This window comes from Glycomyces sp. NPDC047010, from assembly GCF_040644205.1.
In the GTDB taxonomy this organism is placed as follows: domain Bacteria; phylum Actinomycetota; class Actinomycetes; order Mycobacteriales; family Micromonosporaceae; genus Glycomyces.
This window is the reverse complement of sequence record NZ_JBEYVY010000010.1, coordinates 189,619-204,029: the sequence shown is the minus strand read 5'-3', so window position 1 is coordinate 204,029 and position 14,411 is coordinate 189,619. Positions and strand designations below refer to the sequence as shown.

The 14,411-nt window shown below is 70.9% G+C and carries 12 protein-coding genes; 5 read left to right on the top strand and 7 right to left on the bottom strand.

What is annotated here, in order from left to right:
- Positions 1-67 precede the first annotated feature (67 nt).
- Entirely contained in the window at positions 68-775 is a 708-nt protein-coding gene (locus tag AB0A65_RS20590; RefSeq protein WP_359953382.1) for an SOS response-associated peptidase, read from the bottom strand.
- A 122-nt stretch (positions 776-897) separates the two neighbouring features.
- On the opposite strand from AB0A65_RS20590, the gene aroA reads away from it, so the two are divergent.
- From aroA to hisN, 3 genes are read left to right on the top strand one after another with little or no spacing between them, the layout of a single operon-like run.
- Positions 898-2,202, top strand: a complete 1,305-nt coding sequence (gene aroA, locus AB0A65_RS20585) for a 3-phosphoshikimate 1-carboxyvinyltransferase (RefSeq protein WP_359953380.1) — start codon at positions 898-900, stop codon at positions 2,200-2,202.
- Positions 2,203-2,205: 3 nt separating this feature from the next.
- Positions 2,206-3,231: a ribosome small subunit-dependent GTPase A gene (gene rsgA / locus AB0A65_RS20580; protein WP_359953379.1), complete on the top strand. Its 1,026-nt coding sequence runs from the start codon at positions 2,206-2,208 to the stop codon at positions 3,229-3,231.
- 30 nt (positions 3,232-3,261) lie between these two features.
- Complete coding sequence (hisN, locus tag AB0A65_RS20575) at positions 3,262-4,062, top strand: histidinol-phosphatase (RefSeq protein WP_359953377.1); 801 nt, start codon at positions 3,262-3,264, stop codon at positions 4,060-4,062.
- A gap of 40 nt (positions 4,063-4,102) precedes the next feature.
- On the opposite strand, the gene AB0A65_RS20570 is transcribed toward hisN, so the two are convergent.
- Entirely contained in the window at positions 4,103-5,071 is a 969-nt protein-coding gene (locus tag AB0A65_RS20570; RefSeq protein WP_359953375.1) for an acetylxylan esterase, read from the bottom strand.
- A gap of 166 nt (positions 5,072-5,237) precedes the next feature.
- On the opposite strand from AB0A65_RS20570, the gene AB0A65_RS20565 reads away from it, so the two are divergent.
- Both AB0A65_RS20565 and AB0A65_RS20560 read left to right on the top strand, forming a co-directional pair.
- Positions 5,238-6,191, top strand: coding sequence for a pectate lyase (locus AB0A65_RS20565; RefSeq protein WP_359953373.1), 954 nt, complete (start codon positions 5,238-5,240; stop codon positions 6,189-6,191).
- A gap of 174 nt (positions 6,192-6,365) precedes the next feature.
- Complete coding sequence (locus AB0A65_RS20560) at positions 6,366-7,769, top strand: RICIN domain-containing protein (protein WP_359953372.1); 1,404 nt, start codon at positions 6,366-6,368, stop codon at positions 7,767-7,769.
- Positions 7,770-7,818: 49 nt separating this feature from the next.
- Here the strand turns inward: AB0A65_RS20560 and AB0A65_RS20555 are convergent, their stop codons facing one another.
- The 5 genes from AB0A65_RS20555 to AB0A65_RS20535 are packed head-to-tail and all read right to left on the bottom strand — an operon-like array spanning position 7,819 to position 14,341.
- The gene (locus AB0A65_RS20555) at positions 7,819-8,952 is read right to left on the bottom strand and encodes a Gfo/Idh/MocA family oxidoreductase (RefSeq protein WP_359953370.1); all 1,134 of its coding nucleotides are present in this window, start codon (positions 8,950-8,952) and stop codon (positions 7,819-7,821) included.
- A complete protein-coding gene (locus AB0A65_RS20550; RefSeq protein WP_359953368.1) occupies positions 8,949-10,307 on the bottom strand; it encodes a mannitol dehydrogenase family protein in 1,359 nt (452 codons plus the stop codon). Before AB0A65_RS20550 ends, AB0A65_RS20555 begins: the two co-directional genes overlap by 4 nt.
- A complete protein-coding gene (locus AB0A65_RS20545; protein ID WP_359953366.1) occupies positions 10,295-11,590 on the bottom strand; it encodes an enolase C-terminal domain-like protein in 1,296 nt (431 codons plus the stop codon). The genes AB0A65_RS20550 and AB0A65_RS20545 overlap by 13 nt, the downstream gene beginning before the upstream one ends.
- On the bottom strand, positions 11,591-13,024 hold the full coding sequence (gene uxaC / locus AB0A65_RS20540; protein WP_359953364.1) for a glucuronate isomerase: 1,434 nt from the start codon (positions 13,022-13,024) through the stop codon (positions 11,591-11,593).
- A complete protein-coding gene (locus AB0A65_RS20535; RefSeq protein ID WP_359953362.1) occupies positions 13,025-14,341 on the bottom strand; it encodes a Gfo/Idh/MocA family oxidoreductase in 1,317 nt (438 codons plus the stop codon).
- Positions 14,342-14,411: the final 70 nt, after the last annotated feature.

Below are 14,411 nucleotides of genomic sequence, written 5' to 3'. Positions count from 1 at the left end.
GCGACGGCTTGTACACGAAAGACCGACGAGTTGTGGTACAGATACCGATGCAGTGGTGTGATTGACTTCACAATCCAGGAAGCACGGACGGCCCCTCCTCGCCGTCGGCCGGGCGGATCAGTTCCGGCCCGTCGTTCGAGGCGCGGCCGACGCCGCGCCCGACCTTCCGGATCTCCAGGTCCCCCGGCAGGGACGGGAGCGGACCCGCGAGGAGTTCCCCCTCGTCGGCGTCCTCCTCCCCCAGCCAGGCGGTGAACCGCTCGGGCGGGAGGACGTAGGGCATGCGGTCGTGGATCGTCTCCATCGCCTCGCCCATGGCCGGGCACGTGAGCACCGTGAAGGTGAGGAGTGTCAAGTCGCCGTCCTTCCAGGTGTCCCAGAGCCCGGCGAAGACCACGCCGCCGGGGCGGGTGAAGAAGTAGGGCTGCTTGCCGCCGCCGGGGAGCTTGCGCCACTCGTACCAGCCGTCGGCCGGAACGAGCGCCCGCCGCGTCGCGAACGGCCGCTTGTACGCGCGCGAGGTCGCCACGGTCTCGATGCGCGCGTTGAACATCCGCGCCCCGATCGCCGGGTCCGAGGCCCACGGCGGGACCAGGCCCCACCGGGCCAGCTCCACCACCCGCTCCTCGCGGGACTTCGAGCGGCGGACCACCGGCGCCTGGACCGTGGGCGCGATGTTGAAGCTCGGGGTCCACGCGCCCGCGATGAGGTCCTCGGCGTCGAAGAGCGCCGCCATGCTGGGGCTCGACTTGCTGTTCGCGTACCTTCCGCACATCCCCGTACCGTAACCCCCGCCACCGACAATCCGGCTCCTCCATTTCCGGCGGATCCGCCGGGGCGCCACCCCGGTCCGGCGACCACCCGGTTCCCGCACACCGGACCACTAGACTGGCGGGCGTGAACGCAACCGCCGCCCCCGAGAAGCGCCGCTGGGAGGCCCCGTACGCGGAGGCCGAGCTCGACGCGGTCGTCCGCGTGCCCGGCTCGAAGTCGATGACGGCCCGCGCCCTCATCCTCTCCGCGCTCGCCGCCGGACCCAGCACGATCGAGCGCCCCCTCATCGCCCGCGACACCCTCCTCATGGTCGAAGGGCTCCGCGCGATCGGCGTCGGCGTGGACACCTCCGACGACGACGCGTGGACCGTCAACCCCGGCGCGTTCCAAGGCGGCACGTCCGTGGACTGCGGCCTCGCCGGGACCGTCATGCGGTTCCTCCCGCCCGTCGCGGCCCTCGCCGACGGGCCCGTGGCCTTCGACGGCGACCCGCACGCCCGCAAGCGCCCCAACGACGGCGTCATCCTGGCCCTCCGCGCCCTCGGCGTCGGCATCGAGGACGGCGGGCGCCTCGCCCTGCCGTTCACCGTCGAAGCCACCGGGTCCGTGCGCGGCGGCGCCCTCGAAGTGGACGCGTCGAAGACCTCGCAGCTCGTGTCCGCACTGCTCATGGCCGCCCCGCGGTTCACCGACGGCATCGACCTGCGCCACACCGGCGACCGGCCCGTGCCCAGCCGCCCCTACCTCGACATGGTCGTCCACATGCTCCGCCAGGCCGGGGCCGACGTCGACGACTCCGAGCCGAACCGCTGGCGCGTCGCCCCCGGCGAACTCCAGGGCCGCACCTGGACCATCGAGCCCGACCTCCAGAACGCCGCCCCGTTCCTCATCGCCGCCGCCACCGCGGGCGGCACCGTCACCGTCGAGGGCTGGCCCACCGAGACCACCCAGGCCGGGGACGCCGTCCGCGACCTGCTCACCCAGCTCGGCGCCCGCGTCGAGTGGAGCCGCGGGGGCCTGACCGCCGTCGGCTCCGGCGAGCCCATCCCCGGCGAACTCGACCTCGCCGACGCCGCCGAGCTCACCCCCGCGCTCGCCGCGCTCTTCGGCGTCAGCCAGGGCCCCTTCGCGATCCGCGGCGTCGCCCACATCCGCGGCCACGAGACCGACCGCGTCTCGGCGCTCGTCACCGAGCTGCGCAAGATCGGCGCCGACGTCGACGAGTACGAGGACGGCTTCCGCGTCAACTCCGGCGGCCGCGGCCCCGGCGGCACCTGGAGCACCTACGCCGACCACCGCATGGCCCACGCCGGGGCCGTCGCCGGACTCGTCGTCCCCGGCCTCGTCCTCGACGACGTCGCCTGCACCTCCAAAACCTGGCCGGACTTCGCGGAGGTCTGGGAGCAGGCCGTGCGCGGGAAGGAATAGCCGTTGCCGAACCCGGACTGGGACGTCGACCCCGACGACGACGAAGAGGAGTGGGACGAGGACGACGTCAAGGTGCGCGCCTCCCGGCGCTCCCGCCCCCGCACCAAGATCCGGCCCAAGCACGCGAACGCCCAGGAGGGCTTCGTGACCGCCGTCGACCGCGGCCGCTACACCTGCCGCGTCGGCGAGACCACCGTGACCGCCATGAAGGCCCGCGAACTCGGCAAGCAGTCCATCGTGGTCGGCGACCGCGCGGGCCTCGTCGGCGACCTCACCGGGAACCCCGGGACCCTCGCGCGCATCGTGCGGATCGAGGAGCGCCACGGCGAGCTGCGGCGCTCCGCCGACGACGAGAACGCCACCGAGCGCGTCGTCGTCGCCAACGTCGACCGCCTCGTCGTCGTCGCCTCCACCGTGGACCCGCCGCTGCGCTACGGGTTCGTGGACCGGTGCCTCGTCGCCGCCTACGACGCCGGGGTCGCGCCCATCCTGTGCCTCACCAAGAACGACCTCGCCCCGACGATGGTCGAGGAAGTGCGGGCCTACTACTCGCAGCTCGACCTCACCATCGTCGCCACCGAGCCCGACAGCCCCCTCGACGAACTCGTCGACCTCCTGCGCGACAAGGAGAACGTGTTCTTCGGGCACTCCGGCGTCGGCAAGTCCACCCTCGTCAACCGGCTCGTCCCCGGCGCCGGGCGCGCCGTCAGCGAGGTCCGGTCCATCGGCAAGGGCTCCCACACCTCCACCAGCACCGTCTCCTTCGAGCTGCCCGGCGGCGGCTGGGTCATCGACACCCCCGGCGTCCGCTCCTTCGGCCTCGCCCACGTCACCGCCGACTCGATCCTCAAGGCGTTCCCCGAACTCGCCGAGGTCGCCCGCGACTGCCCCCGCGGCTGCACCCACACCCCCGAGATCGGCGACTGCGCCCTCGACGCCGAGATCGGGCCCGACGACCCGCGCGCCGGACGCCTCGCCTCCTTCCGCCGCGTCCTCGCCTCGCTCCACGAAGCGGACTCGAAGAACTGAGACCGGGGGCCGGGTCAGTAGGATGAGCCCATGCCCTCTTCCAGCTACAACGACGATCTCGGCCTCGCGCATCTGCTCGCGGACTCCGCGGCCCAGATCGGCACGAGCCGGTTCCGTTCCTCGGACCTGCGCGTCTCGTCGAAACCGGACATGACCGAGGTCACCGACGCCGACACCACCATCGAAGAGGTGCTGCGCTCCACGCTCGGACGCGCCCGCCCCCGCGACGGCATCTACGGCGAGGAGTACGGCGACAACCCGGGCGCCTCCGGCCGCAAATGGGTCATCGACCCGATCGACGCCACCCGCAACTACGTTCGCGGCGTCCCGATCTGGGCCACGCTCATCGCCCTGTTCGACCGCGGCGAGCCCGTCGTCGGCGTCGTCTCCGCCCCCGCGCTCAACCGCCGCTGGTGGGCCATGAAGGGCGCCGGGGCCTTCGCCGGACGCGACCAGCGCGCCGGGAAGCGCATCAGCGTGTCCAAGGTCGGCAAGCTCGCCGACGCCTCCGTGAGCATCTCCTCGATCACCGGCTGGGCCAAGCTCGACCGCCAGGGCGCCATGCTCGGCCTCCTCCACGAGGCGTGGCGCGAGCGCGGCTTCGGCGACTTCTACTCGTACTGCCTCCTCGCCGAGGGCGCCGTCGACATCGCCGCCGAACCCGAAGTGGCCCTGTGGGACCTGGCCCCGCTCGCCCTCATCGTCGAAGAGGCCGGCGGGACCTTCACCGACCTGCGCGGGCGCCCCGGCCCCGACGGCGGGTCCGCGCTCGCCACGAACGGGCTCCTCCACGACGAGGCGCTGGAGCGGCTGAAGATCCGCGAGGCATAGCGAAAGGGCGGGACCATCCGGTCCCGCCCTTCCTCGTCGTCTACCTGAGTTCTGCGAGGAACTTCAGGTGCTCGCCGCGCTGGTGGACGCCGCCGCCCTCGTGCTTGTTCCACGGCCACACGGTGATCCGCTTCTCGCCCTGCCAGCGGTTGTACGCCGCGAAGACCGTCGACGGCGGGCAGATGTCGTCCATCAGGCCCACCGAGTACAGCGCGGGCGCGGTGCCGCGGGCCGCGAAGTGCAGGCCGTCGAAGTAGTTGAGGGTCTCGAAGACCCGGTCCTCGCGCAGGCGCTGGCCCGAGAGGAACTCGACGATCTCCTGGTACGGGAACCCGTCGGTGATCGTCACGGCGCGCTGGAAGTGCGTCAGGAACGGCACGTCGACGATCGCGCCCGCGACGTCGGAGCGCAGGCCGCCCACGGCCTGGGTGATGCCGCCGCCCTGGCTGCCGCCCGCGACCACGATCCGGTCCGGGTCGATCCCGTCGAGGCCCTTCGCGACGTCCACCGCGCGGTACGCGTCGGTGAAGACCCGCCGGTAGTAGTAGTGCTCGGGCGCTTCGAGGCCCTGCGTCATCCAGCCCTTGTTGGTGGGGCCGGTGGTGCCGTAGGGGTCGGCGGTGTCGCCGGGCTGCCAGTTGCCGTAGCCCTGGCCGCGGGTATCCATGACGAAGTGCGCCCAGCCCGCCGCCGGGTACGTGGTGTGCGCCCACGGGTAGGAGCGGCCGCCGGAGTAGCCGATGTACTCCACGACGCACGGGAGCGGGCCCTCGAAGCCCTTGGGCTTGACCAGCCACGCCTTGATCGGGTGGCCGCCCCACCCGGCGAAGGTGACGTCCTGGACGTCCAGGGCGACCAGCCCGGCGTCGTACGGTTCGAGCCGCACGTCGAGGCCGAACCCGCCGGCCTCGCCGAGGGTCGTCTTCCAGAACTCGTCGAAGTCGGCCGGTTCGGGCACGTCGGGGCGGTACTCGCGGAGCTGTTCCAAGGGGAGGTCGAAAAGAGCCATGGGGAGTTTGTAGCACGACCCGACAATCACGTCTACAGCAACCGGTTGCCGAGCCGGGAGATCTGGGGCCGACCGCTTGCAAACGCTGTCCGCTCTGTTTTACCGTGAGAAATAGACACATATCGATATGTTGCGTCTCCCTCACCAACGAAAGGAAGGTTCGTCAATGTCGACGATCGTCTCCCTCACGGCCAGACGGGTCCTCGGGCTCGTCGCGGCGCTGGCGCTCGCCGCGCTCTCGGTCACCGCCTTCGACCCGGCACCCGCGTTCGCCCAGACCGGCCTCACCGGCTGGGCCACGCAGAACGGCGGCACCACCGGCGGCGCGGGCGGGCCCACCACCACGGTGACCACCGCCTCGGCGTTCACCTCCGCGGTCGCCTCCAGCAGCGCCAAGATCGTCCGCGTCAGCGGCACGATCGCCCTGTCCGGCATGGTGAACGTGGGCTCCAACACCACGATCATCGGGAACTCGGGCGCCACGTTCACCGGCGGCGGCCTCAACTTCGACTCCGACCGCAACGTCATCGTGTTCAACATGCGGTTCAACAACTGGTCCGACGACGCGATCAACGTCCAGGACTCGTCCACGAACCTGTGGTTCGACAACAACACCTTCGGCACCGGCTACGACGGCGCGCTCGACATCAAGCGCGGCTCGGACTTCATCACGGTGTCCTGGAACCGGTTCAACGGCACCGACAAGACGATGCTGCTGGGCCACTCCGACTCCAACGGGGGCCAGGACATCGGCCACCTGCGGGTCACCTACCACCACAACTGGTTCAACGGCACAAACCAGCGCACCCCGCGGGTGCGGTTCGGCGAGACCGTCCACGTCTACAACAACTACTACGCCAACATCGGCTCGTACTGCGTCGCCACCACCGAGAACGCCGGCGTCCTGTTCGAGGGGAACTACCTGGAGAACGCGGACGACGCCGTCCACATCGGCGAGGGCTCCTCGGACCCGGGCCGGATCGTCTCCCGGAACAACTACCTGGTGAACACCTCGACGCCCGCGTCGAGCGGCTCGGTCGGCGGCGTTCCGTACGGGTACTCGCTGACCACGCCCTCGCAGGTGAAGTCGGTGGTGACCGCCAGCGCCGGGGCCAGTTAGCCCCACCCGCAACAGTTCACGTCCCGTGCCAGGCGGGGCCGGTGCTCCCCCACCGGCCCCGCCTCTATCTATTTCGGACCGTCCACTTGCAAACGTTGTCCACGTCGGGTTACCGTCAACATTCAGGTTCATCGATATGTTGGACCTCCCCTCCATAGAAAGGACCCCTGTCTCATGGACAGCAACCGGCACGGCCACACCAGGCGCGGCTTCTGGAAGGTCGCGGGTCTCGCCGCGGCCGTCCCCGTCGCCGCGTCCGCGGGCCTGTGGGCCGCTTCCCCGGCACAAGCGGTCACCCCCGGCACCTGGTACTTCGTCAAGTCCCGGCACTCGGGCCTGGTCCTCGACGTGCTCAACATGAGCACCGCGGGCGGCGCGGAGCTCATCCAGTACACGCAGACTGGCACCACCAACCAGCAGTTCCGCTTCGTCGACTCCGGCGGCGGCTACTACCGCATCCAGGCGCGGCACTCGAACATGGTGCTCGACGTGTGGGAGTGGAACGCGGCGAACGGCGCGACCATCGCCCAGTGGAACGACCTGAACGGCACCAACCAGCAGTGGCTGGTGGCCGAGTCGGGCGGGTACGCGACGTTCGTGAACCGCTTCTCGGGCAAGGCGCTCGACGTGTGGGAGTGGTCGACGACCCCGGGGTCGCGGATCTCCCAGTACGACTACCTCAACGGGTACAACCAGCAGTGGCAGCTCGTGCCGGCCGGCGGCTCGACGCCGACGACGGGCCTGGTGGGCTGGGCGACGCAGAACGGCGGGACCACCGGCGGCGGGAGCGCCTCGGCGGTGACGGTCTCCTCGGCGTCGGCGTTCACCTCGGCGGTGAGCGGCTCCTCCGCGAAGGTGGTGCGCGTCAGCGGCACGATCGCCCTGTCGGGCATGGTGAACGTCGGGTCGAACACGACGATCATCGGGAACTCCGGCGCGACGATCACCGGCGGCGGCCTGAACATGAACGCGGTGCGCAACGTGATCATCCAGAACCTGGTGTTCCGGGACTACTCGGACGACGGGATCAACGTCCAGGAGGGCTCCACGAACATCTGGGTCGACCACAACACGTTCTACCCGGGCTACGACGGCTCGTGCGACATCAAGCGCGGCTCCGACTACATCACGGTGTCGTGGAACCGGTTCGAGGGCACCGACAAGACGATGCTGCTGGGCCACTCGGACGACAACGGGGGCCAGGACATCGGGCACCTGCGCGTGTCCTACCACCACAACTGGTTCAACGACACGAACCAGCGGAACCCGCGGGTGCGCTTCGGCGAGCCGGTGCACGTGTTCAGCAACTACTACGCGAGCGTCAACGACTACGGCGTCGCGACCACGATGAACGCCGGGGTGATCTTCGAGGGCAACTACATCGAGAACACCTCGTCCCCGGCCGAGATCGGCCAGGGCGACTCCGCGGGCGGCCGCATCGTCTCCCGCAACAACCACCTGGTGAACTCGCCGACGCCGGTCTCCAGCGGCTCCGTCGCGGGCGTGCCGTACAGCTTCACGCTGGACACCCCTGCGAACGTGAAGTCGATCGTGACGGGAGGCGCGGGCGCCAAGTAGCCGGATACGAGGACGGCCCCCGGCTGGTGCCGGGGGCCGTCGCTTCGGTTCAGGCCCAGGGGAGGCCGAGTTCGCTGTAGAGCTTCCCCTGGGTGGCGGCGTCCACGACGGCCTGGTCCACGCCCTTGAGGATCGTGACGGGGTCGTCAGGGTTGTCAACGGCACCGACGCGTTCGAGGTGCTTCTCGTCCACCAGGCGCGGGACGGGCGAGGTGAGGACCTGCTCCAGGACGCCGGTGAACGGCTTGGCGCGGCGCAGGCCGGAGATGAGGCCGACGCCGCGGCGGCGGTGGGCCAGGAGGTTGTCGAGGAGGTTCGTGGTGCCGTACTGCTTCGCCTCGGTCTCGCCGGGGAGGCGCAGGAGGTCCTCGCGGAAGCCGTACCAGGCTTCGCCCTCGGTGCCCTTGATGTAGATGTCGCCTTCGACCTTCCTGTCGCCGCAGAGGGTCACGGCGACGGTGATGCGGACGCCGTTCTTGTTGACGGCGCGCCAGGCGGCGGTGTCGTCCACCTGGACGGACTCGCGGGTGCGGAGGCGTTCGAGCTCGACGGGGCCTTGGAGCGGCCAGTCGCCGGCGAGGGCGATGGCCTGCTGGGAGGCGTGGGCCCACGGGTTGGCGAGGGCGCCGTCGGCGACGAGGGTGCCGTTGAGCTCGCGCTTCCCGGCCCACGCGGAGCGGCGGTAGTAGGAGTCGGGGCGCTGCCAGGACCCGGCGACGCCGATCGACTCGATCTCGCCGAAGCGGCCGGCCTCGATGGCGTCGCGGACGGCGTTGAACGCGTGGGAGCCGAGGGCCTGGAAGCCGACCTGCACGTTGCGGCCGGTCTCGGTCATGACGTCGTAGAGCCTGCGGTACTCGTCGAGGTTGGTGACCGGGGGCTTCTCCAGGTAGATGTCGGCGCCGTGGCGCATCGCGTCGCCCGCGATGGGCAGGTGCGAGGGCGGCGGCGTGGCGATGATGACGACGTCGGGGTCGGTGGCGTCGAGCATCGCCCGGTAGTCGTCGAACACGGGCGTGTCGCCGATGGGGGCGCCGGGGCGCTCCTGGATCTCGGCGGTGTCGCACATGCCGACGAACGCGAGTTCGCCGCGTGCGACGCGGGGGGCGAGGTTGTGCTCGCGGTGGTGGAGGCCGAAGCCGTTGGCGCCCACGAGGGCGACGCGCGGGATGCTCGTTGTCACAGGTGCTCCAGGGTGGTGGCGACGCCGTGCCGGTCGAGTTCGCGCAGCCATTTGGCGGCGGCCCGGCGCAGCTGGTGGTTGTCGGCGAGGGGTGCGGGGACGATCTGGCGGATGCCGAGGATCGCGTCGATTCTCGCGGCCGGGTTCGGGCCGGCCGCGGCGAGGCTCTGGCGCAGCACGTCGCGCAGCGGGTCGTCCAGCGGCAGGTCGCTCCCGTCGTCGGCCTTCCCGGCGCAGAAGCGGGTCCAGGCGGCGAGCGGCAGCGCGACCAGGTCGAGGTCGATCCCGGCGGCGGCGAGGTCGCCGATGGTGGCGAACAGGCGCTGCGGGAGCTTCTGCGAGCCGTCCATGGCGATCTGGATGCAGCGGTGGCGGATGCCGGGGTTCGCGAACCGCTCCAGGACGCTGTCGCCGTACGCGACGGTGTCCTGCCCGTCCGGCGGCGTGAACGACGGCGCGATCTGCTCGGAGACGAGCCAGCGCGCGAAGTCCTCCGCGCCCGGGAGCGCGAGGGCCTCGGCGACGGTCTCGGTCCCGGCGAGCGCGCCGAGGTACGCGAGCGTGGAGTGGACGCCGTTGAGGGTGCGCAGCTTCAGGCGCTCCCACCCGGCGACGTCGCCGGTGTAGGTGGCGTCCCAGCCGGGGCGGGGCCCGGCGAAGTCGTCCTCGATGACCCACTGGGAGAACGGCTCCGCCTCGACGGCGGCGAGGTCGGTGACGCCGAGGTCGGCCAGGGCGCGCTCGTAGGTGGCGTGCGTGGACGCGGGGACGATGCGGTCGACCATGCTGGAGGGGAACGTCACGTGCGTCTCGGCCCAGGCGCGGGCGGCGTCGCCGAGCAGCGGTTCGACGGCGGCGCGGGTGGTCTTCCCGTTGTCGGGGAGGTTGTCGCAGCACAGGATCGTGAGCGGCGGGCCGTCGTCGGCGGCGCGGCGGGCGATCCCGTCGGCGAGGAGCCCGGGGACGCCCTGCGGGTCGCGGTACGCCTTCTCGGTGACGGTGAGCGTCACGACGTGCGTGGCCGGGTCGGCGACGAGGGCGACGGCGCGGTCGCGTTCGCTCGCGACGTGGAGGGTGTCCACGATCGAGCCGATGACGCGGAGGTCGGCGCCGTCGGGGCCGAGGGTGGCGACGGAGTAGAGGCCGTCCTGCGCGGCGAGGGCGTCGATGACGTCGCGCGAGCGCGGGGCGGCGACGGTGATGCCCCAGTCGGTGTCGTCGGTGTAGACGGCCTGGTGGGCGCGGTGGAACGCGCCCGCGCCGAGGTGGAGGATCCCGGAGCGGTCGGGGCGGTCCCCGGGGACGGTGACGTCCCCGGGGAGCCGCTTCAGGACCTCGTTGCTCAGGCGCTCCACGCCGGGCCGTCCGGGTAGGAGAACTCGGCGATGGACTCGGCCTTGAGGGTGACCGAGTAGCCGGGCTGCGTGGGGAGCCGGTAGCGGCCGTCCACGACGGTGACGGGGTCCGTGTAGTGCTCGTGCAGGTGGTCGACGTACTCGATCATGCGTCCCTCCAGGGTCTTCCCGATCCGAAGGTATTCGAACATGCCGAGGTGCTGCACGTATTCGCAGAGTCCGACTCCGCCCGAATGGGGGCATACGTCCACGCCGCGCTTGGCGGCCATGAGGAGGGTCGCGAGGACCTCGGGGATGCCGCCGACGCGGCAGGCGTCGATCTGGCAGACCTTGATGGCCTCGGCCTGGAGGAGCTGCTTGAAGATGACGCGGTTGGCGGCGACCTCGCCGGTGGCGACGCGGATCGGGTTGACGGCCTTCGCGATCCTGGCGTGGCCGAGGATGTCGTCGGGGTGGGTGGGCTCCTCGATCCAGTACGGGTCGAACGCGGCGAGCTGGCGCATGTTCTCGATCGCCTCGGGCACGGACCAGATCTGGTTGGCGTCCATCATGAGGAGCCGGTCGGGGCCGAGGACGTCGCGGATGATGCGGGCGCGGCGCACGTCGTCGGCGACGTCGGGCGAGCCCACCTTCATCTTCGCGGCGGTCCAGCCGTCGGCGACGGCCTGCTCGGTGAGGGCCCGGACCTTGTCGTCGGAGTAGCCGAGCCACCCGACGGAGGTCGTGTAGGCCGGGAAGCCGTCGTTCTCCAGGACTTTGAGGCGGTCCTCGTAGCCGATGCGACCCTCTTCGAGGATCGCGACGGCCTCGTCGTAGGTGAGCTCGTCCTCGATGTGGCGGTAGTCGACCTGCGCGGCGAGCTCGGCGGAGTCCATCTCGGCGAGGAGGCGCCACATGGGCTTGCCTTCGAGCTTGGCGCGCAGGTCCCACACGGCGTTGACGATCGCGCCGACGGCCATGTGGGTGGCGCCCTTCTCGGGGCCGAGCCAGCGGATCTGCGGCTCCTGGACGATCGAGCGGGAGAACTCGACGGGGTCCGCGAAGATCTCCTCGACGGTCTTGCCGACCACGAGGGGCGCATAGGCTTTGACGGCCTGGACGCAGATCTCGGTGCCGCGGCCGCCGGTGAAGGTGAAGCCGGTGCCGGTGGGGCCGCCGTCGGTGAACAGCTCCACGTAGCAGGCGGAGTAGTCGGCCCGGTTGATCGAGTCCGAGCCGTCGCCTGCGGTCGCGGTCGGGAACCGGACGTCGTGGACTTCGAGGCGTTCGATTCGAGTCGGCACTTACTGTTCCAATCCGTAGATCTTGCGGGGGAGGTTGTAGGCGAGGTCGATCGCCGTCTCGGCGGCCTCGCTGTCGGTCATGCGGTGCTCGGCGACGAGGCGCGCGAGGTAGGAGGCGTCGATGCGGCGGGCCAGGTCGTGGCGGGCCGGGATCGAGCAGAACGCGCGGGTGTCGTCGACGAACCCGGCGGTGTTGTAGAAGCCCGCGGTCTCGTGGATCGCCTCCCTGAAGCGGCGCATGCCCTCCGGGGAGTCGAGGAACCACCAGGGGGCGCCCGCGAAGACCGCGGAGTAGCCGCCCGCGAGGGGCGCGATCTCGCGGCTGAAGACCGTCTCGTCCAGGGTGTAGAGGACGATGCGGAAGCGCGGGTGGTTGCCGAACGCGTCGAGCAGGGGCTTGAGGGCCCGCGTGTACTCGGTGGCGTCGGGGATGTCGCCGCCGACGTCCCGGCCCCAGCCCTCGTACAGCCACTGGTTGTGGTTGCGGTTGGCGCCGGGGTGGAGCTGCATGACCAGGCCGTCGTCGACGCTCATGCGCGCGAACTCCACGAGCATGAGCGCGGGGAAGCGCAGGACCTCGTCCTCGGTGGCCTCCCCGGCGAGCGCGCGGGCGTAGATGCCCGCGGCGGCCTTCGGGTCGTCCTCGGTTGCGGCCGTGAGGTTCCCGTGGTCGGTGCAGGTGGCACCGGCGGCGATGAAGTCCTGGCGGCGCCTGCGCAGCGCGGTGAGGAACCCGTCGAAGGTGGCGGTGTCCTCGCCGGTGATCGCGCCGAGCTGCTCGACGCGCTCCTTCCAGCCGGGCCAGCCCGGTTCGATCATGTTGTCGGGCCGGAACGTGGTGACGACCTTGCCGCCCCTGCCGCCCCACTTGCGGCCGCCCGCGCCCGGGAGCGCGGCGAGGGCCGCGTGCGGTTCGAGCGAGTCCACCGGGGACTCAGTCGTGGCGAGGACTTCGATGTTGAACTTGTCGAACAGGGCCCGCGGGCGGAACGCCGGCTCGGCGAGGCGCGCCGAGAGGTGGTCGTAGAACTCGTCGGCGGTGTCGGGGCCGAGGTCCTTGTAGATCCCGAAGACCTCGGCGAACGTGTAGTCGAGCCACAGTTTCGAGGGCGTGCCGCGGAACAGCCTGTAGTGCTTCGCGAAGCGCCGCCAGATCGTGCGCCCGTCTACTTCGGAGGGCTCACCGGCCGCGGAGGGGACGCCGAGCTCGTCGGGGCGCACGCCCTGCGCGTACAGCATCCGGGTCAGGTAGTGGTCCGGGACGACGAACAGGCGGGCCGGGTCGGGGAACGGCCGGTTCTCCGACATGAGCCGCGGGTCGACGTGCCCGTGGGGGCTGACCAGGGGGAGGTCCGCGGTGTTGCGGTGGATCTCCCGCGCGATGGCGCGGGTGCGCTCGTCGGCGGGGAAGAGCCGGTCGGGATGGAGCGTCATCTACTCCCCCAGCTTGAAGAGGTCGGCAACGGCAACCGATTGCCCAGTGCGGATGGACTCGTTGGACGCCAGGCCCGCCGCCAGCGCGTTGAGGCCGTCCTGCGCGTTCGCGGAGCGGTTGTGCGGGTCGGTGTCGCCGTCGAAGAGGACGCCCAGCATGCGGGTGTCGCCGCCGCCGTGCCCGGCGCGGTTGTACTCGCCGAGGTCGATCTTCTCGGGCTTGGTCCAGAACGGGTGGACGGTGAGCTCGTACCAGCCCTCTTCGGCCGCGGCGTGGGTGCCGTGGATGCTGGCGCCGTTGGGGCCCTTGAGGGCCGGGTTGACGTGGTCGTTCTCCACGACGAGGAGTTCGAGCCGCCCCTGGGTGCCGTTGAAGTGGACCCGGTAGCCCTCCCAGGGCGAGTACGCGGTGAGCCGGTACGAGAGCGTCACGCCGGAGTCGTAGTCCACGAGGGACATCATGTCGTCGTAGATGGTGACGCCCGGCGCGAACACGGACTGGTCGCGGACGTAGCCGTCCTCGCCCTCCGCGTCGAGGTACAGGGCCTTGAGGGTCGCGTTCTCCTCCATGTGGAGCGCGAACGGGTCGTCCTTCGCGGCCTCGGCGCCGTGGACGCGCGCGTAGCCGCGGTCGTGGCCGTTGGCCTTCCCGTTCTCGCCGTAGAACGCGAGCTTGCCCTTGGCGAAGGCGCGCACCGGGGCGGCGTCGAGCCACCAGTTGACGAGGTCGAAGTGGTGGCCGGACTTGTGGACGAGGAGCCCCCCGGAGTTGGCCTCCTCGCGGTGCCAGCGGCGGAAGTAGTCGGCGCCGTGGCGGGTGTCGAGGAGCCAGTCGAAGCCCACGGAGGTGATCTCGCCGATCGCGCCCTCGCGCAGGAGCTCGGCGACCTTCTCGTGCAGCGGGTTGTAGCGGTAGTTGAAGGTGACGGTGACCGTCCCGGCCGAGTTGCGCTCCGCTTCGAGGATCTGCGCGGCGTGCTCGGCGGTGGTGGTCAGCGGCTTCTCGGAGATGACGTCCTTGCCCGCGGCGAGCGCGGCGAGGATGTACTCGTGGTGGGTGGCGTCGACCGAGGTGACGATGACGGTGTCGGGGTCGGTCTCGGCGAGGAGGCGCTCGAAGTCCGCGGCGGCGTAGAGGGCCGGGGCGGGCAGGCCCGCTTCGGCGACCGCGGCGGCGTGGTGGGCGATCCGCTTCGGGTTCGTGTCCGCCAGCGCGACGAGCGCGGTCCGGTCACCCCGCTCGATGATGGCCCTGACGTACATCGTGGCGCGCGATCCGGTCCCGACGATGGCATAGCGATGCGGGGTGCCTGACATGTGACTCCTTCGTCTGCGAGGTTCTGGTAAACGCTATCTGAGAACGTCGCGCCAGGCAAGGTCAGGGTTG